Below are 20,599 nucleotides of genomic sequence, written 5' to 3'. Positions count from 1 at the left end.
GGCTCAGCCCTTGAGCGCGGGCATCACCTTCTCCGAAAGCAGGTGCAGCGTCTGATTGCCCAGTTGCAGGCGCTCGTCGGTGAGCGGGCCGGTCGTCGTGCCGCACAGGATGTTGCCGATGCCCAGCTCCTGATAGGGCTTCAGGTGCTCGATCACCGTCTCGGGCGAGCCGTAGAGGCACCAGGTGCCGATCCAGTCGTCGGTCAGCGCATCGGGCGTGCGGTCGGTCTTCCTGTTGGCGTCGTCGCTCTCGGCGCGGGCGTTGAATTCGGCCTCACGCTCGACCGCGTCCTGATAGCTGCGCAGGATGACTTCGAGTTCCTCGCGCGCCTGCTCGTCGGTCTCGGCGACGTGGACGACCTGATAGGTATGCGTCGTCCAGTCGAGCGCGGAGGCGACCACCTCGTCGCTGTGACCGGCTTCGAGCAGGAAGCCCTTGTAGATGTCGAACCACTTCTTGACGTGGACGAAGGGCTCGGTGCCGCCGATCTTGGGCGGGGTGAAGGCGGGGATGAAGGCGGGCCAGCCGTTCTCGGCGGCGCGGCGCGAACTGGCCTCCTTCATCGCCACCGGCATCAGGCGGGCATGGCCGGGCGTATAGGGCGCCGGCGTGATGCGCTGGAGGACCCGGCCGTTGTACGGCCCGTTCTCGATCACCACGGCGGGATCGTCCATCCGCTTGGCCCAGAGCTGCTCGGCGATGGCGAGGTTGTTCTCGGCAAGGGCGCCCGCGTCCCTGTAGTCCACCGCGAAGCCGATCATCTCCTCGGGCGTGGTGCCCGAACCGACGCCGACGAGCAGCTTGCCGTTGGTCAGCTGGTCGAGGACGTTGATCCGCTCGGCGAAGCGCACGGGGTGATGCAGCGGCACCGACACGACCGAGAAGCCGAAATGCATGTGCGGCATCTGCGCCGCCAGATAGCCTGCGAAGATGAAGCTGTCGCTCGCCACCGGCATGTAACCGTTGAAGTGATGGTCCGGCAGGAAGATCGCATCGTAGTCCAGCGAGGCCGCGAGACGCGCGTGCGCCTCAAGGTCCTTCATCAGCTTGCGATCCTGCTCGGGGCCGAGCGAACGGGCGTTCAGGAAGACGGAAAAGCGCATGTACCCTCCCAAGGGAATCATCGCGACATGGATATGTCGCTAAATTAGAATTGACGTTCTTATTTTGATAAGGTGTTTATTGCTGTCATGTCAACACGTCCAAAGCCTCGCGCTTCCGAAAAAACGCTGGCGGTCGATACCGTCAGCCGAACCCCGCAGCAGGGGCGCAGCAAGGCCTCGTTCGAGCGCATGCTCGTCGCCGCCGAAAAGCTGATGCTCGAGCGGGGTAGCGAGGAGTTCACCCTCCAGGACGTCAGCCAGACGGGCGCCGTCTCGATCGGGTCGATCTACCTGCGCTTCAAGAGCAAGGAGAACCTGGTCCGCGCGGTGATCGCCAACCACCTCGAACGCATGGCGGCGGACGAGGACGCGATGATGGTGGCGGTCAAGGCGAAGGCGACCTCGCTCGACACGTTCATGCCGCGCTACGTGCAGGCGTTCGCCGGAGTGCTGCGCGACCATGCGCCGCTGCTGCGCCTGAGCATGCAGCGCGCCTCGTTCGACCCGCTGGTGTCCGAACCCGGCAAGCAGAGCGCCAACCGCGCCGCCGCGATGGGCATCGCCGCGATGCTCGAATACCGCGAGGCGTTCGGCGGCGACGACCACGAACTGAAGGCCAATGCCGCCTACCAGATCATCTTCGCCACGCTGGCCCGCCAGCTGAGTCTCGGCTCGACTGCCGAATCCGCCTATGCCCACGACTGGGAGCAGCTCAACACCGAGCTGGGCCGGATGTGCCTCGCCTACCTCAAGGCGGATGCCTGACGCGGGATTTCGCCTTTCCGGCAGTATGACACAATCGAGGGGCGCGGCAGCGATGCCGCGCCCCTTCAGTTTATCGCGGGGCCGCAAGGAGGAAACGGTGCGGCCCCGCGATTGCATCTGCCCCGACGTCAGAAGCTGACGCTTGCCCGCACGCCATAGGTGCGCGGCGGCTGGAACTGGTAGTTGTTGGTGTGCGAGACGAAGTTCTGCTGCGCATAGGCCAGCACGTTCTTGTCGAAGATGTTGCGCACGAAGGCGATCACCTTCCAGCCGCCGTGGTCGGGTTCGTACCCGATCGAGGCATTGGCGACGACGAAGCTGGCGGTCGAGATATCGTCGAGGTTGAATGCGGAGAAGTAGTACTTCGACGAATACTTGGCATCGGCATGCGCGGTGATCTTGCCCGCGCCCACCGCGATGTCCTGGTCGAACGACCCGGTGACGGTGAACGAGGGCGCGTTGGGCAGGCGGTTGCCGCTGATGTCCTGCGGGTTGCCGTCACCGTCGTTGACGACAATGCCGTTCCCGAACCTGGTGTGCAGGTAGGCGGCGTTGAGGCCGATGCGCGTGGCCTTGCCCAGCAGTGCCTTCACTTCTGCCTCGGCCCCGAAGATCTTGGCCGAACCCACGTTGAAGATGCCGCTGCCCTGCAGCACGTCGGAAGTCTGCGATGCCTGATAGCCGCGGTAGTTCGAGTAGAACACGTCGCCGTTGATCTGCAGCGTATTGCCCAGCAGCGAGTTCTTGGTGCCGATCTCGAAGGCATCGAGCTGTTCGGAATCGTAAGGCACCGCGGCCGAACTGCCGTTCGAGTTGAAGCCGCCCGACTTGTAGCCGCGATCGTACTTCGCATAGATCAGCGTGTCGGGCTTCGGGCGGAAGTTCAGGCCCGTATGCCAGGTCGGCTGGCTGTCGCTCAGGTTGCCGTCTCCGGGCGTGGTCAGGCGCAGCGCCGGTGCGAAGGGGCTGGCCAGCGCGGGCAGGAACAACAGCGCCTGACCGCTGCGGGTCTTCTTGTCCCAGGTGTAGCGGCCGCCGAGGCTGATCTCGAGCCGGTCGGTCAGGTCGTAATCGACTTGCGCGAAGACCGCCTGCGAACGGGTGCGGATCTTGTAGTCGAACTTGATGCCGTACTGGTCGGGCTGGCCCAGTGCCTCGAGCGGGCCGCCATCCGCAAACAGGCCGGTCATGTCGAGGTTGTAGAGGCCGGAATCGACCGTGTTGTTCTCGCTGAACCGGAAGTAGCCCGCCTGGAAGAACAGCTTGGAACTGCTGTCGTTGCTCACGCGGAATTCGTGGTTCCAGGTCTTGGGGCGCTCGTTCTGGCGGAACTGGCGGTTGGCTGGATATTCCGGGCCGGTCGCGTCGAGGACGTTGACCCAGTTCTGGCTGTCGAAGCCGCCTGCGTAGATGAAGTTGAGGTTGCTGTCGGTCGAGTAGGCCAGTTCCCAGCGCACCCGGTCGCCTTCGAGCGTGGTCTTCTGCGCCGAATTGCCAGGGAACGCGCCGAGATCGCTGAAGCTCGGCTTCGGTCCGCCCAGAGTACCGCGCAGGATCGCATCGCCGTTCACCGTGCGGGAATCGTGCTGATAGGAAACCCAGGCCGAGAGCCCGCCCGAATTGTAGAGTGCCTGGATGCGGCCCGATGCGAAGTCCTCGTCGTCACCGCTGGTGGTGGGACCGTCGATCTTGCGGTAGCCGTCATGCGTCAGGTACGTGCCCGAGGCGCGGATCGCGAAAGTGTCGCTGACGGCCAGATTGGCGCCCATCTCGCCATTGAAGGTGCCGAAGTTCGCCGCCTCCACCGAGGCATAGCCGCCGTTCTCGAACTTGGGGCGATTGGTGATGATGCTGACGAGGCCGCCGGTCGAGTTGCGGCCGTTGAGCGTGCCCTGCGGCCCCTTGAGCACTTCGATGCGAGCAAGGTCGTACATCGAGGAATTCAGCGAGAACGAACGGTTGGTGTAGAACCCGTCGCGCGAGACGGGGACCGAGGGATCGCCGATCTCGGTCACGTCGGTCGAGGCGATGCCGCGCACCGCGACATAGGCCGCGCCTGCGGACGGCGAGATGTTCACGCTGGGATCGATCGTGGCGAGATCGCGGACCGAGGCGATACCCGCGTCGCGCAGCGAGTCACCGGAATAGACGTTGAGCGCGGTCGGCGTGTCCTGCGCGCTGGAAGCGGTGCGGTTGGCGGTGACGATGATGTCCCCGAGACCGGCCTGATCCTGCGATTCGCTCGCCGCGTCCTGCGCCATGGCAATCGTCGGCAGGGCGAATGCGGACACGGAAACAAGCAGGAAATTCAGCTTCATAGATCTCTCCCCAATGCGAATGGCTGCCCTTCTGGGAAGCCGTTATAAAACCAGAATACGCATTCTAATTAATAGATGGAGAATCGGTCGTCAAGCGGGTCGTCAAGGCTATGAGGGAACCACGGTGTGCCGCAATCAAGCCACTTCCGATTTTAGAATATAAATTCTAAATAACTCGTGCCGATTCGCACAGAGGACGGCGGGAGAGGGAAGACAAGCATGATCGATCGACGCACCGTTCTGGCGACCGCCGCCGCATCCGGGCTTGCCACCATGATGGAAACGCCCGCCCTGGCCCGGGCCGCGCGTCCGGTAAATCCGGCGTTTCCCAAAGGCTTCCTGTGGGGCGCGGCGACGGCGGCCTATCAGGTCGAAGGCAACAATGTGAACAGCGACGTCTGGGCGATGGAACATGCCAGCCCCACCGTCTACGCCGAGCCATCGGGCGATGCGGCGAACAGCTTCGCGTTGTGGCGCACCGACCTCGATCTGGTGAAGGGCCTAGGCCTGGGCACCTATCGCTTCAGCCTCGAATGGGCGCGGATCGAACCGGCGAAGGGCCAGTTCTCCATCGCCATGCTCGACCACTACAAGGCGATGATCGAGGGCTGCCGGGAGCGCGGGCTGAACCCGATGGTAACGTTCAACCACTTCACTACGCCCGTCTGGTTCGCCGCGCAGGGCGGCTGGTCCAATCCCGAGGCGCCCGCGCTCTTCGCCCGCTACTGCGACAAGGCCGCGCGCCATCTCGCCGTCGGGATCGGGCAGGCGACGACGCTGAACGAGCCCAACCTCAGCGGGTTGCTCGACATCGTGCTGCCCGGAGATATCGGCAAGCAACTGCTCGGCGCCGACAAGGCCATGCAGGAAGCCGCCGCCCGCACGCATGCGGTGGCGCGATTCCTGCCCGGCAACCCGCTCTACGTCGCCGATCCGCAAGTGGTGCAGGCAAACCTACTCGCGGGCCACAAGGCCGGGCGCGAAGCCATCAAGGCGGTGCGCGGCGACCTTCCCGTGGGCGTCAGCCTTGCCATCATCGACGATCAGGCGGTGGGTCGGAACAGCCTGCGCGACGCGATGCGCAGGAAGCTCTATCAGCCCTGGCTGGAAGCGGCGCGCGGCAACGATTTCGTCGGTGTGCAGAACTACGAGCGCACGGTCTGGAACGACAAGGGCCGCCTGCCCGCACCGCAAGGCGCCGAGACCAATGACGCGGGATCGGAAGTCTATCCGGCCTCGCTGGCGGGCGCGGTGCGTCATGCCCATCAGGTCAGCGGCGTGCCCGTCATCGTCACCGAACACGGCATCAACTCGGCCGACGACACCAAGCGCGCCCGCCTGATCCCCGCCGCGCTGACCGAACTCAAGCGCGCGATGGACGAAGGCGTGCCCGTGCTCGGCTACATGCACTGGTCGCTGGTGGACAATTACGAGTGGGTCTTCGGCTACAAGCCGCAGTTCGGCCTGCACACGCTCGACCGCGCGACGTTCGCGCGGACACCCAAGCCCTCGGCGTACGTGCTGGCCGAGATTGCCCGCCGCAATTCGCTCTAGGGCTGGAGGCGCTGCTTCGTGCGGTAGGCGCGCGGCGACAGGCCGACCTTGCGCTGGAAGAACCGGCTGAAATAGGCGGGATCGGCGAAGCCCACCGAGAAGCCGATCTCCGAAATCGTCAGGTTGGTGTAGAGCAGCGCCCGCTGCGCCTCCAGCAAGGCCCGCTCGTCGAGCATCTCGCCCGGCGAGCGTCCCGCCACTTTGGCGCAGGCCGAGCGCAAGGCGGTCTCGCTCACCCCCAGCGCGGCGGCATGGCTGGAGATCGGCTCGCGCAGGCGGAAACGGCGCTCGATCCGTTCGCGCAGGCGTGCGACCGTCGTGGCATGGGGGCCGACGCGCTCCCCTGCTTCCGCCGTCGCGTCCATGCTGCGGATGGCGACGACCAGCAGCGAGAGCATCGCCGCGCTGACCGCCGCGCGGTGCCCCACCGAGGCCCAGTTCAACTCCCGCATCAGGTCGGCGACGATCCGCCGCACCTGCTCAACCTCCCCGGCCGCGAAGCCGACCGCCCTCGGCCTTGCGAAGAGGTCGGCCAGCGTCTCGTCGGCGGCATTGAGGTCCGCGACATAGCTGCTGCCCACGGTCACCACGAAGCCCTCGCTGTCCTCCAGCCATTCGAAACCGTGCACCGTCGATGCGGGGACGAAAAGGAAGCCCGGCGCTGCAATCCGCAGCAGGGCGCCGTCCGCCTTCATCGCGCCGCCGCCGGAGAGCAGGACGAAGATGTGGTTCAGCTCGGCATGGGCGTGCGGTTGGATCGTCCATTCACTAGGGCGTGACCGATCGTCCAGCGTTTCGACGTGGACGAAGTCCTTGTGCACCAACCTTGGCGCTTCTCCATAGAGATAGAAGGATGGAACTGTCTGCTTGCTCAAGGCCTCGCACCTTAAAGGCTGTCGTTTTAAAGGCTGTCGTTTCGTCCAAGTAATATGTCGGCGCGGCCATGTCCATCACGGGCCGCAGGCGTAGGATGGCGGCACAGCACGGAGCAACGGCGATACCGCCGACAGCTCGGGAGAGGATATTCATGCGCACCAGCGTAGCCATCATCGGCGCCGGCCCCGCCGGCATGTTTCTCGCACACCTGCTCGCGGCCGAGGGTATCGATGCCGTCGTCATCGAGCGGCGCGACCGCGCTTATGTCGAAGGCCGCGTGCGCGCGGGCGTGCTCGAACAGGTCACCACCGATCTGATGCACCGCCTCGGCCTCGGCGAGCGGCTCGACCGCGAGGGCCTCGTCCACGGCGGCACCCAGATCTCGCTCGACGGTTCGCTGTTCCGCATCGACATGGCCGAACTCACCGGCGGCAGCGCGGTGACCGTCTACGGCCAGCAGGAAGTCATGCATGACCTGTTCGAAGCCGCACCCGCACGCGGCCTACGGATCGAATGGAACGCCGAGGACGTCTCGCTGGAGGGTCTCGACACCGACGCCCCCGTCGTGCGCTGGCGCAGCGAGGGCGAGGCACACGAACTGCGCTGCGACTTCGTGGCCGGGTGCGACGGCTACCACGGCGTCAGCCGCGCCAGCATCCCCGCCGACGTCCTGCGCACCTTCGAGCGGGTCTATCCGTTCGGCTGGCTCGGCATCCTCGCCGACGTGCCGCCCGCCGATCACGAACTGATCTACGCCAACCACGAGCGCGGCTTCGCCCTCGCCTCTATGCGGTCGGCCACGCGCAGCCGCTACTACATTCAGTGCGGGCTGGACGAGAGCATCGAGGACTGGCCCGACGAGCGTTTCTGGGACGAACTGTGCCTGCGCATCGGCCCTGACGCCGCATCGCGCGTGACGCGCGGCCCCAGCTTCGAAAAGTCCATCGCACCGCTGCGCTCCTTCGTGTCGGAGCCGATGCGCTGGGGGCGCCTGTTCCTCGCCGGGGACGCCGCACACATCGTCCCGCCGACCGGAGCGAAGGGCATGAACCTCGCGGTGTCCGACGTCATGTTCCTGGGCGAAGCGCTGGTCGAGCACTATCACGGCGGCAGCCAGACCGGGCTCGATTCCTATTCCGCCCGCGCCCTCGCGCGGGTGTGGAAGGCGGAGCGGTTCTCCTGGTGGTTCACCTCGATCACCCACCGCTTCCCCGAGATGGACGGCTTCGCCCGCCGCATCCAGGCTGCCGAACTCGACTATATCCGCGGCTCGCGCGCGGCCCAGCGCACGCTGGCGGAGAACTACGTCGGCCTGCCGATGGGCTCCGAATGATGCCCGCCCTTTCCGATCACCCCCGTTCCGGAGCCATGACCCGTGACTGAAGTTCTGCCCTATGCCCGCGAGGATGCGGGATCGCCGCCATCGCTCGTCCCGGACTACCGCTCGACGGGCCTGCGCAGCCCCTCGCTCGCGCCGCTTCCCCTGCAGCAGACGCTGACCGAGACGACCGGCCCGACCGGCTGCTGGGAGCAGCTGATGGGCGGCGCGATGGCCGACCTCACCGCCCAGCACAAGGCGCCGCCGCAGGGCCAGCGCATCGTCGTCTCGGGCCGCGTGCTCGACGACCGCGGGCGGCCGGTGCCGAACACCGTGATGGAGATCTGGCAGGCCAATGCCGCCGGGCGCTACATCCACGGCAAGGACAACTGGGACGCGCCGCTTGACCCCAACTTCACCGGCGCGGGCCGCGTCATCACCGACGATCAGGGCCGCTACAGCTATACCACGATCCGTCCCGGCGCCTATCCCTGGGGCAACCACAAGAATGCCTGGCGCCCGGCGCACATCCATCTCTCGCTGCTTGGCCCGGCGTTCTCGACGCGGCTTGTGACGCAGCTCTATTTCCCCGACGATCCGCTGATCGAGATCGATCCGATCGCCAACGCCGTGCCGATGCCCTACCGTAACCGCATGGTCTGCCGCTTCGACATCGCGACAACGGTGCCCAACTGGGCGCTCGGCTACCTGTTCGACGTGGTGCTCAAGGGCCGCGACCAGACCCCGTTCGAGGACTCCGACCATGACCACTGACCTCGAAACCCGCAATGCCGCTCCCCGTGCGGACAATCTCGACCCTGCGCTGTTCGGCCAGACGCCCTCGCAGACGGTCGGTCCCTTCTTCCACTACGGGCTGCCGTGGAAGGGCGGCGCGGACCTCGTCGGCGCGTCCGACATGGGCGCGCGCCCGGAGCTGTTCCCCGAGGCGCACTACGTCCTCAACGTCAGCGCTCCCAAGGACGCGCCCGAGGGCGAGGTGATCGCGCTGGCGGGCTGCGTCTACGACGGCAACGGCGATCCGATAAGCGACGCGATGATCGAGATCTGGCAGGCCAATGCCGCCGGTCGCTATCGCAGCGCCGACGACCCGCGCGAGGATCTGGCGATCGACCCGAACTTCACCGGATTCGGCCGCGCATCGACCGACGAGAGCGGCATCTACCGCTTCCGCACCGTCAGGCCGGGCCGTGTTCCGGGACCGGGCAACACGCTGCAGGCGCCGCACATCGCGGTGTCCGTATTCGGGCGCGGGTTGCTCAAGCGCCTGCCCACCCGCCTCTATTTCGAGGGCGCCGAGGGCAACGAGACCGACCCGGTGCTCGCTCAGGTGCCCGAGGAGCGCCGCGACACCCTGATCGCCCGCCGCCAGGAGGACGGCACGTGGTGGTTCGACATCGTCATTCAGGGCGAGCGGGAAACGGTGTTCTTCGACCTGTGAGCCGCCTCATCGCCCAGCGCGCCGCCGCCACGGCATCGATGCTCGCCGTCCATGACGACGCGGCGGTGATCGCCCATGCCCTCGCGTTCGAGAGCGCGCTGGCCACGGCGCAGGCGGCCGAAGGCGTGCTCTCCGCCGAGGCCGCGCAAGCCATCGCCTCGACCTGCACCGCGCTGGAAATCAACCCGGCAGCGCTGGCCGAGGAGGCAGCGCTGGCCGGAACCCTCGCGATCCCGCTGGTGGCACGCCTGCGCGCCGCACTCCCGCTTGAAGTCGCCCCACTGGCGCACAAGGGCGCGACCAGCCAGGATGTCGCCGATACCGTGATGATGCGGCAGGCCGTGGCCGCGCATGCGCTGCTGCAGGCCGACGCCGCGCGCATCGATGCCGCGCTGGCCGCGCTGGCGCAGGCCGAGGCGGAGCGCCCGGCAATCGGTCGCACCTTGCTGCAGGATGCGCTGCCGATCGGCTTCGGTCTGCGCATCGCCCACTGGCGCGCCGGGATCGTCGAGGCCGCCGCGCGCCTCGCCGCCGAGATCGCCGCGCATGCCTGCGTGCAGCTGGGCGGAGCCGCCGGAACCCGCGCCGGTATGGACGGCAAGGGCGAAGCGGTCGCGCGCCGCATGGCCGCAGACCTTGGCCTGAGGCCGTCGCCGCCATGGCACGGGCGGCGCGGCGGGGTGGCCGCCATCGCCGCTGCCCTCGGCATTCTGATCGGCGCGGCGGGCAAGATGGCGCGCGACGTCGCCCTGCTCGCCCAGAACGGCGTGGGCGAAGCGCGCGAGCCCGCCATCCCCGGACGCGGCGGTTCCTCGGCCATGGCCCACAAGCGCAATCCCACAGGCTGCCAGGTCGCGCTCGCCGCAGCCACCCGCTCACCCGGCCTCGTCGCGGGCGTGCTTGGCGGCCTGCCGCAGGAGGAAGAGCGCGGCCTCGGCGGATGGCAGGCCGAAGCGCCCGCGCTCGCCGAACTGTTCTGCCTCGCCTCGGGCAGCCTCGATGCGCTGGCGGTGGTCGCCGAGGGGCTGGAAATCGACGCGGACGCCATCGCCCGCAACCTCGGCGCGGCAGGACCCGGCCGCGACATCGGCGAGAGCGCAGCGATCACCGCTGCGCTGCTGAAGATCGAACGGAAAGGATAGACGTGCCCTTCGCAATGAATGACGGCGTCCGGCTCTACTGGAAGCTGGATGGTTCGGTCGACGCCCCCACGCTGATCCTGCTCAATTCCATCGGCACCGACATGGGCCTGTGGGATACCACCCTGCCCGCGCTGCTGCCGCATTTCCGCGTGCTGCGCATTGATACGCGCGGCCATGGCGCCTCCGACGCGCCGGAAGGCGACTACAAGCTGCCGCAGCTGGCAGCCGACGTCGTTGCCGCGATGGAAGCGGCGGGCATCCCGCACGCGGCCATCGCAGGCGTGTCGCTGGGCGGGATGATCGCGATGCAGATGGCGCTCGACTTCCCAGATCGCGTGGAAGCGCTGGCGCTCGTCTGCACATCCGCCCACATGGATGCGCCTTCGTGGAACACCCGCGTCGAGACCGTGCGGGCGCAGGGCACCCAGGCCATCGCCGAACTCGCCATGGGGCGCTTTCTCTCACCCGGCTTCGTGCGGACCCATCCGGCAATCGCACAAGGGCTGCGCGGCAGCCTCGTAGCCATGGCGGACGCGGGATATGCGGGCTGCGGCGCGGCAATCCGCGACATGCAGCTTGCCGAGCGGCTCCCCGCCATCGCCGTGCCCACGCTGATCGTCGCGGGCGACCGGGACACCTCGACCCCCTTCGTCGGCCACGGCGAACACCTGGCGGACGCGATCCCGGGCGCCGAGGTCATTCACCTGGACTCCTCGCACCTGCCGCCGATCGAAAGCCCGGCCGCGCTGGGCGGGGCGCTCATCCGTTTCCTTGCCGACACCGCGCAGTCCGAGGCGGCAGCCGACACGCTGTTCGAAGCCGGGCTGCTCAACCGCAGGCGCGTGCTCGGCGACGAATGGGTGGATCGCTCGCTTGCCGCGCGCACCCCCTTCAACGCCGATTTCCAGGCAATGATCACGCGCATCGCCTGGCAGGAAATCTGGAGCCGCCCCGGCCTTGACGACCGCACCCGCCGCCTCGTCGTCCTTGCGATCACCGCAAGTCTCGGCCGCTGGGAGGAATTCGCACTCCACGTCCGCTCCGGCCTGCAGCGCGATGGTTTCACTCGCGAGGAGCTGAAGGAAGTGCTGATGCAGACCGCGATCTACGCGGGTGTCCCGGCCGCCAACACCGCCTTCGCCGAGGCAGCCCGGATCATCGCCGAGATCGACGCCGCGCAAGCAGGATAAGCCGGACCGGCGGCGGCGTCTTAGTCGCCGCCGCCGAGCGAGGCGAGAAAGCGATGGAGATCGGCGCTGAGGCCGGTCAGCCCGTCCTCGTCCTCGAAGACCGAATGGCCCGCCGCGTATCGGGCGTAAGTCACCCGGTCCGCAGGAACCCCGGCCTGCTCCAGCGCGAACTGGCCTGCGTAGACCGGCGTGGTGATGTCGTAGTACCCGCCGCCCGCGAAGACCTTCAGGCCGGGCTGCGCATCCATCGCCGCCTTGAGATAAGGTGCGAACGACATGGCGCGGTAGCTGCCGCCGTAGTCCTTGTCCCAGTTCCACTTGAAGTTGATGCCGAGATTGAGGCTGCGATAGGGGCTCGGCGCGGAGTAGCCGAGTTCGTCCTTGAGATAGCCCTCGATCCCGGCGCTGGTGCCCGAACCCAGCGACATGGACGGATCGTCGAACGGCGGGCGCAGCTTCGATTCCGCGATGGCGCGGGTCGCCCGGCCGTCGAGCTGGCCGGTGCGCAGGCCCTTGTCCGCCAGCAGCGCGAGCATGAAGTCGTAGTTGTCGAGGCGCAGGTTCTTCCCCTCGATGGTATCGGCGGGGATGCCGATCAGCGCCGACATGCGCTCGGCCACCTGCCTGCGCTCGGCCTGCGGCAAGGCCGGGCCACGCATGAGGGCGGAGGCATATTCGGTCTGCGCGAAGTTCAGCGCCTCGGCATAATGCTGGGCCACCGTGCGCCCGCCCCGGTCGATCGCCTGATGATACCACGCGACCGCCGCGAAGGTCGGCAGGTGCATCGCCTCGGACAGTACCGGACCGTCCGCATCGCCGATCGCCAGCGACAGCAGGACGACGCCTGCAGGAAGCGCCTTCTTCGCCTTCATGTCCTCGTTGAGGATCGCCAGCGCGCGCGAGGTGCCGTAGCTTTCGCCGACCAACACGCGCGGCGAGGCGGTGCGGCCGTTGGCCTTCACCCACGCCTCGATCATCGCCGAGACGCCGCGCGCATCGCCGCCGACGCCCCAGTATGCGCTCGCGTCGCGGTCCTTCACCGGCATGCTCGCGCCCGTGCCCACCGGGTCGATGAAGACGAGGTCGGCGACGTCGAGCAGGCTGTACGGATTGTCCTCCAGATGCGCCGCGTCGCCCTTGCCGACGATCCGGCGCGGCCCGAGCGCCTGCATGTGCAGCGGCGAGGACGAGGCGCCGGGGCCACCGTTGAAGACGAACAGGACCGGCCGCTTCGCCAGATCGCCCTTGGTCTCGGCGACGTAGGCGTAGCTGACGCCGACCGCCACGGGAGCGCCGTCCGCGCCCGGCATCGGCAGTTCGGTGACCACCGCCTTGTACGCCAGCTTGCGCCCGGCGATCTTCGCGGAATGGCGGGTGACGACGACGCGGTCGGTGGCCGTATCGCGCGGAACCATCGGCTCCATGGCGCGAAGGAACGCGGGCGACATCGGCGCCTCCCCGTCCTGTGCATGGACGACAACCGAGGTCGTGGCGAGGAGCATGGCGGCGGTAACAATGGCGGCGGCGGAAAAGTGACGCATGGGCATTTCCTGCAGGATCAGGCGCGCGGCAGCGCGGCGAGGAGGCGGTCGATGTCGTGCTCGTCCGTGAAGACCGAAGGGCAGACGCGGAAGCGGTTGCGCGAAAGCGTGATGCGCACTTGCGCGGCCTTCAGGGGGTCAGACAACTTGGCGTAGGCGCCTTCCAGCGCGCAGGTCACCAGCGGCGTGCGCGATCCTTCGGGCGTGACGATGGCGTAGCCCTTCGCTGCCAGCCCTTCGCGCAGGCGCGCCAGCAACGGCAGGCGGTGCGCCACCATGCGCTCGACGCCAAGGCCGAGGATATAGTCCAGCGACCAGTCGAGCTGGGCCAGTACCGCGTGGGACCGGGTGCCGCCCGCGAATAGCCCCTCCATATCGCCGCGCAGGGTGGTGTCGGCGATCGTCTCGCCCGGCGGATCGAAGGGGTAGACGTGCGGCGCGAACCCGGAGAGCTGGTAATAGCCGAAATGGGTGCGCTTCAGCCGCTCGCGCAAGTTGGCGCGGGCGTAGAGGAAGCCGAGGCCGAAGTCCCCCATCAGCCACTTGTAGCTGGCGGTGGAGGCGAAATCGACGCCGCTTGCCCGCACGTCGATGGGAATGGTGCCTGCCGCGTGGATAATATCCGCATAGACCAGCGCGCCGCGCGCATGGGCGATCTCGCAGATGCGCTTCAGGTCATGCTCGAAGCCGTTGTAGGTCGATACCAGCGAGAGCGCGACGAGCCGCGTTCCCGGCGTGATCGCCCGCTCGTAAGCCTCGACGGAGATGCGCCCGCCTTCCGGCCGCAGCCAGGCGACGTCGACGCCCTGCTTCGCCAGTTCCTCGTAGAGATAGAACGAGCCGAAGAAGTGCAGCGTGTCGGTGACGATGCGCCCGCCGCCGTGCGGGAAGTCCAGCGCCTCGATCACCAGCTGCTCGCCTGCGGTGGTGCTCTGGACGAAGGCCAGTTCCTCCGGTGCGGCGTTGATCAGGCGGGCGAAATTGGCCTTCACGCGCGTCTCGACCTCGTCGGTCGGGTAGTGGCCCTCCATGGACGTGCGCTGGTCGAGGTAGCGCTGCACCGCCGCGCGCGCGCCGAGCGGGATCGGGTGCATCGTCCCGCTGTCGAGGTAGCCCGCCACGCTGGGCGCGAAGGCTGCGCGATCCGGCAATGCGGTGGGCTTGATCACGGCAGCCGCACGGGCCGCGACAGGCACCGCCACCGGCACGGCGCTCGCTGCCGCCAGTACGCCGCGCCGTGTCATTCCCTTGATCTCCATGCGCGCTCCTGTGCTCCGTGCCATGCACACTAACCCGGGCTTTGCGAATAGAATTCGCCGATGTTGCGCGCCGGAAGCGCCATAGCGACGCACGGCACCCTGTCCAACAGCCCCCAACTGCGCATAAAAATGCCTCGGCCCCGCCGCTATCGTCGATGCGTGATCCGGAGACCCATGATGCTGCGACTGGCTGCCATTCCCGCCCTGCTGATGACCGTGGCCCTGCCCGCGCATGCCGCGTCGGTCTGCAAGGCGGATGCGGTAGAGACCCGGCACCATGCCGTGATCGCCGGAAAGCGCATCGATTATGCCGCCTGCGCCGGGACACTGCCGGTCCGCAACCTCAAGGGCGAGGTGCGGGGGCGGATCTTCTACACCGCCTACATCGTACCGAAGCGCAAGCAGCGCCCGCTGACTTTCGTGTGGAACGGCGGCCCCGGCGCGGATTCGCGGCTGCTGCAGTTCCATGCGCTCGGCCCGCGCGTGATCGCCGAGGGACGCCTCGCCGACAATCCGGCGAGCCCGCTCGCGATCAGCGACCTCGTCTTTGTCGATCCCGTTGGCACCGGCTTCAGCCGCGCCGATGCGCCGGAACATGCCGCCGATTTCTACGGCACGCGCGCGGACATCGCCTCCGTCGCCGGGTTCGTCGGCGACTGGCGCAAGGTCTATAACCGCGCTGCCGCACCGCTCTACCTCGCGGGCGAGAGCTTCGGCACATGGCGCGCGGCAGGCGTCGCCGAGGCGCTGGTGGATGCAGGCACGCCGGTCGCGGGCATCGCACTGATCTCGGGCGGCATCCCGCTCGGCGACATGTCCGACCGTAACCTGATGCGCGCGCTCTCGCTCGACAGCCGGATCGCCACCGCCCATGCGCTCGGCCGTCTTGCGCCGGGTGCCGACCGCGCGAAACTGCTGGCCGAAGCGCGCAGATGGGCCGTGCAGGTCTACGCCCCGGCTCTCGCCGCGCCCGATACACTGTCCCCGCAGAAGCGCGAAGCGGTGATCACCGCGCTGGCCCGCTATCAGGGCCTCGATCCCGCCTTGATCGACGGCAAGACGCTGTGGGTCTCGCCCCGCCAGTTCCGCACCGCGCTGCTCGCGGGAGAAAAGAAGACGCTCGACGTCTTCGACATGCGCCGCTCCGGACCTGAACCCGACGAGGCTGCGGAAAACGCGCTCGTGCTCGATTACTACCGCACGACGCTCGGCTACCGCGCGGGCAGCTATGCCGGGATCGACGCCCCGGCCTCGAACGCGGGCAGCGCGTGGCAGTACGACCAGTCGCCGATCACCAAAGAGTCGCTCGCCCGCGCCATGGCCGGAGAAGGCCCGCCCAGCCCCTCGCAGCCCTGGACCCTGCGCGCGATGGAGAAGATGCCGACGCTGCGCACCTGGGTCGCTGCCGGGCGTTTCGATTCGCTCAACAGCTGCGCGGGCAATCAGGCGACCGTCGCGGCGCTGCCCGCTTCGGTCGCCGCGCGCTTCGTGCTGAACTGCTACGAAGGCGGCCACATGATGTATGAGGATGATCGCGAAACCCTGCGCTTCGGGCGTGAGCTTTCCGCGTTCCTGCGATAACGCGCATAAATCTTGCGCCCTTAATTGCAATCGCAGCGGAAACGGGCGAGCGATGCGCCGGGGCCGGTGCGAACGCAAAACTATTCCCGGTGCCTGCCTCTATCCTGACGGACAGGGAAACGCTGCGCCAACGCGGCGGCCTTCAGGGACACATCGGGGAATTCGGGCATGACACTTCGCAGGCAGACACGCACGCTTCTGGCCACCACCGCACTCTCGGTCGCCGTGTTCGGCACGCCGGTCCACGCGCAGGACCTGCGCCCCGCCGCGTTCGATGGCGCCGGGGCCGAAAGCGCCGGTGAAGCCATCGTCGTCACCGGATCGCGCATCCGCCGCGCGCCCAATTCCGATGCCGCCCCGGTCCTCGAAGTCGGCCAGCAACAGATCCTCGATCGCGGCTATGTCAGCGTCGCCGATGCCCTCAACGACCTGCCCTCCAACGTGCCGACGCTCAATCAGGCGGACGGTTCGGGCGAGAGCAGCGGTTCGGGCATTCAGGCGCCCAACCTCTTCAACCTCGGCACCGGGCGCACGCTGACCCTGCTCAACGGCCGCCGCATGGTGACCAGCAGCTCGGGCATCGGCGGGGCTGCCGGTGGCGGCGACGCGCAGGTCGATTCCAACATCCTCCCTCTCGGCTTGCTCGAGCGCGTCGAGGTCTATCAGGGCGGCGGCGCAGCGGTCTACGGTTCGGACGCGATCGCGGGCACGGTGAACTACATCCTCAAGAAGGACTTCACCGGCATCGAGCTGGACGGCCAGACCGGCATCTCCGACCGCGGCGACTACGGCACCTACTCGCTGCGCGGCACCGCGGGCTTCAACTTCGCCGAAGGTCGCGGCAACTTCGCGGTCGACGTGGGCTGGTCGAAGACGCCCTCGCTGCGCTTCTCGGATCGCCCGCTGTCGAACCTCGGCCGCCTGACCGTCACAAACCCGGCCAACACCGGTCCCAGCGACGGAATTCCGTCGGTCAAGGAAATCTTCAACGCCGGGTTCTGGCCGTTCAACGGCAACGGCGTGATCTTCACCGCGCCCGCCCCGCCGCCCAGCTTCCTGCTGCGCAACGGCGCGGGCAGCGCGCTGCAGTTCGGCAGCGACGGCAGCATCATCCCCTACAATCCCGGCACCATCCAGGGCATCCCCTTCGCCTTTGACGGCGAGGGCTTCCCCTATCAGGAACTGGCGGGCCTGCGCACCGGGGTCGAGCGCCTGACCGCCAACGCGATCGGCCACTACGACCTGACCGATCGCATCACCCTCTCGGCCGAATTCCTCTACGCCAACACCAAGGGCCGCGAGATCCCGCAGCGCAACAGCCGCACCGTGCTGAACGGCGGCACTTATGCCGGGCCGATTGCGTTCACCATCAACAACGCCTTCCTGACCGACGAGGCCAAGGCCGCGCTGATCGCCGCCCGCCCCAGCTTCGCCAACGGCGCGCCGCTATACCTGTCGAAGTACTTCTACGACCTCGTCCCCGACCCGGTGCAGACCTACAACACCGACACCTGGCGCGGCGCCCTGACGCTGGACGGTGACTTCGACGTCGGCAGCCGCAACTTCTACTGGTCGGTTTCGGGCAGCTACGCCCGTGTCGAGGGCAGGCAGCGCAGCTGGCAGGTCGTCAACAGCCGCTACAACAATGCGATCAACTCGGTCCTCTCCGGCGGGCAGGCGGTCTGCGCGATCAACGCCGATGCCGACACCACCAACGACGACCCGAGCTGCGCGCCGATCAACCCCTTCGGTACGAACACCGTCAGCGATGCCGCGCGCGACTACGTCAGCACCCGCGCCGGGATGGACTGGACCAACGAGCAGATCGACGTTCTTGCCACCTTGGGCGGCACGCTGTTCACGCTGCCGATGGGCGAGGTGCAGTTCAGCGCCGCCTATGAACACCGCGACGAGAAGGCCGCGTTCAGCCCGCTGCAGGCCAACCGCGACGGCGTGTTCGGCGACGGCTCGCAGCAGGTGGCGCAGTCGGGCGGCTACAACACCGACGAGCTTTCCGCCGAAGTCATCGTGCCGCTGATCGGCCGCGACTTCACCCTGCCGCTGGTCAAGCTGCTCGAATTCAAGGGCGCCTTCCGCTACGTCGACAACTCGTTCGCGGGCACCGAGAGCGTGTGGGACGCGGGCCTGCGCTGGGAAGTCACCGACGGCGTCACCTTGCGCGGATCGCGCAGCCGCAACTTCCGCGCGCCGACGCTGACCCAGCTGCTCGCGCCGACCAGCACGTCCATCGAATCGGCAGGCTACGACCCTTGCGATGCCGACCGGATCAACGCGGGCTCCAACCCGTCGGTCCGCTACGCCAACTGCCTTGCGCTGTTCACCGCCAACCCGACGTTCGGCGTCGACGGGGACGGCACCGGTGCGGGCCTGAGCGCCGCCGACCGCCTCGCCCGCTTCCAGAGCCCAGCGGAGAACTTCAACCGCACGACCGTCACCAGCGGCGGCAATCCGAACCTGCGCAACGAGATCTCGGACACGCTGACTTACGGCATCGTGCTGCAGCCGCGCTTCGTGCCCGGACTGTCGATCAGCGTCGACCGCATCGAGATCGACCTCAAGGACGGCCTCTCGGCCTTCACCACCGAGGACTTCGCCGCGGCCTGCTTCGACGATCCGAACCCGGCGGACGCGGTGTGCAGCGCCTTCACGCGCCTCGTCACGCCCGATGCCACCACCATCGGCGGCACCATCGTCACCGGCACCACGACCACCTTCAACGCGGGCGTTATGAAGTACCGGGGCGAAACGTACACGATCGACTACGCCTTCGCACCCGGCGATCTGTTCGGCGGCAACGACCTCGGCACCCTGCGACTGACTGCGAATGCCACGCACAACACCCTGCTCACCACGTCGGTGACGGGCACCACCTTCATCCGCACCGACGACACGTACCGCAGCCCCGAATGGGTCGGTCGGTTCAACGCGGTGTGGGACAAGGGGCCGGTGCGCGTCAGCTACCAGCTTGACTACCTCGGCCGCACCCGCGCCGCTTATGACGCGACCGTCGAGACCAATCCGAATCCGATCCTCAAGTCGAACATCGTCCACTCGATCTCGGCGCAGGTCGAGGCCGGGAACATGACCTTCCGCGCAGGCATCGACAACCTGACCGACAAGGCCCCGTCCTATCCGCAGATCGCCTATGGCGACATCCTCGGCCGCCGCTTCTTCGTCGGCGCGCGCATCAAGCTGAAGTGATCCGATCCGCCGCCGGTGCATGACGCGCTGGCGGCGGTTTCATTCCCGCATCGAACGGAAAAACAGACGATCCCCGCGATGAACCCGCCGATGCCCCCCTTTCCCTCCCCCACTCCCGACGACGCCGGGATCGGCTCGTACTCGCAGTGGGTCCGCAAGGTGATCCGCTCGGTCCGCTCCGAGCGCAACCTGCTGGTCAGCCTGTTCGACAGCTCCGTGCCCGAGCCAGTGGACCTGCTGCGCCGGATCGTCGTCGAGGAATTCGCCGAGCCGGTGACCTCGCGCTACACCAGCGCCTTCAACGGCAATCCCTACGTCGTCGAGCAGCTCGCCCGGCGCTACGGCGTGGCGACCGACCGCGTGCTCTGCGCCACCGGAGCGACCGGCGCGCTCTCGCTGATCTACCGCGCCCTCGTCGGTCCCGGGCAGTCGGTGCTGGTCGAGACGCCCGGCTTCGACCTGTTCCACACCATCGCCCGGACCAACGGCCTTGGCGTTGATCAGTTCACCCGGCAAGGCGATGGCTTCACCATCGACCCCGACGAGATCGCCGCGCGGATCACTCCGATGACGCGGCTGATCGTGCTGTCCAACCTGCACAACCCTTCCGGCATGGCGGTGGATCGGGACATGCTGCTGGCCATCGCCCGCATCGCCGAGGCACGCGGCATTCATGTCGTCGTGGATGAAGTCTACGCCGCCTATGTCGATGCCGATGTGCGCCCACCCTCGGCGGTGTCGCTCTCGCCCGCGATCATCGGGATCGACAGCCTGACCAAGTCCTACGGCCTCAGCACCCTGCGCTGCGGCTGGATCGTCGCGGACGAGGCCCCGATGCGCCGCATCCGCGCGCTGGCGGACGAGACCGAGTTCGGCGTCTCCAACCTCGCCCACGCCGCCGCCGCGCTGGTGCTGGAGCGGCCCGAGCCGTTCGACACATACCGCGACGCGATCATGCGCAAGGCCCGCCCGATCATCGAGAGCTACCACGCCCACTGGCGCGCCGAGGGCCTCGTCTCGGGCGAGCTGCCGCGCTTCGGCTGCATCGCCTTCCCGCGCCTGACCGGGATTGACGACACGATCGCCTTCTCCGAATGGCTGGCCGAACGCTGCGGCGTGGTCGTGGCGCCGGGGGAATACTTCGGCGCCGCCGGGCACATACGCATCGGCTTCGCCCGTGCCCCGGCCGACGTGGACTACGGATTGCAGGCATTGACCGACGGGCTGGTCCGCTACCGCGACCTGCTAGCCGCCAGAGGGACGAACTGAA

General features: G+C 67.7%; 15 protein-coding genes. 10 read left to right on the top strand and 5 right to left on the bottom strand.

The window, feature by feature from the left end; genetic code table 11:
* Positions 1–3: 3 nt before the first annotated feature.
* On the bottom strand, positions 4–1,104 hold the full coding sequence (locus ACODRZ_RS17095) for an LLM class flavin-dependent oxidoreductase (RefSeq protein ID WP_488971844.1): 1,101 nt from the start codon (positions 1,102–1,104) through the stop codon (positions 4–6).
* Between the two features lie 87 nt (positions 1,105–1,191).
* Here ACODRZ_RS17095 and ACODRZ_RS17090 point away from each other — a divergent pair, with 87 nt between their 5' ends.
* Entirely contained in the window at positions 1,192–1,869 is a 678-nt protein-coding gene (locus ACODRZ_RS17090) for a TetR/AcrR family transcriptional regulator (RefSeq protein WP_285017377.1), read from the top strand.
* A 128-nt stretch (positions 1,870–1,997) separates the two neighbouring features.
* On the opposite strand, the gene ACODRZ_RS17085 is transcribed toward ACODRZ_RS17090, so the two are convergent.
* Positions 1,998–4,187, bottom strand: coding sequence for a TonB-dependent receptor (locus ACODRZ_RS17085; protein WP_488971845.1), 2,190 nt, complete (start codon positions 4,185–4,187; stop codon positions 1,998–2,000).
* Positions 4,188–4,406: 219 nt separating this feature from the next.
* On the opposite strand from ACODRZ_RS17085, the gene ACODRZ_RS17080 reads away from it, so the two are divergent.
* A complete protein-coding gene (locus tag ACODRZ_RS17080; RefSeq protein WP_488971846.1) occupies positions 4,407–5,741 on the top strand; it encodes a family 1 glycosylhydrolase in 1,335 nt (444 codons plus the stop codon).
* On the opposite strand, the gene ACODRZ_RS17075 is transcribed toward ACODRZ_RS17080, so the two are convergent.
* Positions 5,738–6,616 carry a helix-turn-helix domain-containing protein gene (locus ACODRZ_RS17075; protein ID WP_488971847.1) on the bottom strand — a complete coding sequence of 293 codons (879 nt, stop codon included), beginning with the start codon at positions 6,614–6,616 and terminating at the stop codon, positions 5,738–5,740. The genes ACODRZ_RS17080 and ACODRZ_RS17075 overlap by 4 nt on opposite strands.
* A 152-nt stretch (positions 6,617–6,768) precedes the next feature.
* Here ACODRZ_RS17075 and pobA point away from each other — a divergent pair, with 152 nt between their 5' ends.
* From pobA to pcaDC, 5 genes are read left to right on the top strand one after another with little or no spacing between them, the layout of a single operon-like run.
* Entirely contained in the window at positions 6,769–7,950 is a 1,182-nt protein-coding gene (gene pobA / locus ACODRZ_RS17070; RefSeq protein WP_488971848.1) for a 4-hydroxybenzoate 3-monooxygenase, read from the top strand.
* Between the two features lie 42 nt (positions 7,951–7,992).
* The gene (pcaH, locus tag ACODRZ_RS17065; RefSeq protein WP_488971849.1) at positions 7,993–8,709 is read left to right on the top strand and encodes a protocatechuate 3,4-dioxygenase subunit beta; all 717 of its coding nucleotides are present in this window, start codon (positions 7,993–7,995) and stop codon (positions 8,707–8,709) included.
* A complete protein-coding gene (gene pcaG, locus ACODRZ_RS17060; RefSeq protein WP_488971850.1) occupies positions 8,699–9,394 on the top strand; it encodes a protocatechuate 3,4-dioxygenase subunit alpha in 696 nt (231 codons plus the stop codon). Before pcaH ends, pcaG begins: the two co-directional genes overlap by 11 nt.
* The gene (locus tag ACODRZ_RS17055) at positions 9,391–10,536 is read left to right on the top strand and encodes a lyase family protein (RefSeq protein ID WP_488971851.1); all 1,146 of its coding nucleotides are present in this window, start codon (positions 9,391–9,393) and stop codon (positions 10,534–10,536) included. The genes pcaG and ACODRZ_RS17055 overlap by 4 nt, the downstream gene beginning before the upstream one ends.
* Positions 10,537–10,538: 2 nt before the next feature.
* Positions 10,539–11,726, top strand: a complete 1,188-nt coding sequence (gene pcaDC / locus ACODRZ_RS17050; protein WP_488971852.1) for a bifunctional 3-oxoadipate enol-lactonase/4-carboxymuconolactone decarboxylase PcaDC — start codon at positions 10,539–10,541, stop codon at positions 11,724–11,726.
* Between the two features lie 20 nt (positions 11,727–11,746).
* Here pcaDC and ACODRZ_RS17045 read toward each other — a convergent pair whose 3' ends face one another.
* Positions 11,747–13,267, bottom strand: a complete 1,521-nt coding sequence (locus ACODRZ_RS17045) for a S10 family serine carboxypeptidase-like protein (RefSeq protein WP_488971853.1) — start codon at positions 13,265–13,267, stop codon at positions 11,747–11,749.
* A gap of 17 nt (positions 13,268–13,284) precedes the next feature.
* Positions 13,285–14,526: an aminotransferase class V-fold PLP-dependent enzyme gene (locus ACODRZ_RS17040; RefSeq protein ID WP_488971854.1), complete on the bottom strand. Its 1,242-nt coding sequence runs from the start codon at positions 14,524–14,526 to the stop codon at positions 13,285–13,287.
* A 177-nt stretch (positions 14,527–14,703) separates the two neighbouring features.
* On the opposite strand from ACODRZ_RS17040, the gene ACODRZ_RS17035 reads away from it, so the two are divergent.
* The 3 genes from ACODRZ_RS17035 to ACODRZ_RS17025 all read left to right on the top strand — a co-directional run bounded on the left by ACODRZ_RS17035 (position 14,704) and on the right by ACODRZ_RS17025 (position 20,598).
* Positions 14,704–16,107, top strand: coding sequence for a S10 family serine carboxypeptidase-like protein (locus ACODRZ_RS17035; protein WP_488971855.1), 1,404 nt, complete (start codon positions 14,704–14,706; stop codon positions 16,105–16,107).
* Between the two features lie 168 nt (positions 16,108–16,275).
* A complete protein-coding gene (locus tag ACODRZ_RS17030; protein WP_488971856.1) occupies positions 16,276–19,329 on the top strand; it encodes a TonB-dependent receptor domain-containing protein in 3,054 nt (1,017 codons plus the stop codon).
* 90 nt (positions 19,330–19,419) lie between these two features.
* Positions 19,420–20,598 carry a pyridoxal phosphate-dependent aminotransferase gene (locus ACODRZ_RS17025; protein WP_488971857.1) on the top strand — a complete coding sequence of 393 codons (1,179 nt, stop codon included), beginning with the start codon at positions 19,420–19,422 and terminating at the stop codon, positions 20,596–20,598.
* The last annotated feature ends 1 nt before the right edge of the window (position 20,599 follow it).

It is taken from the genome of Novosphingobium sp. FG90 (genome assembly GCF_057808725.1).
The sequence above is the reverse complement of the archived record's forward strand: the minus strand, read 5'-3'. Positions and strand labels throughout refer to the sequence as shown.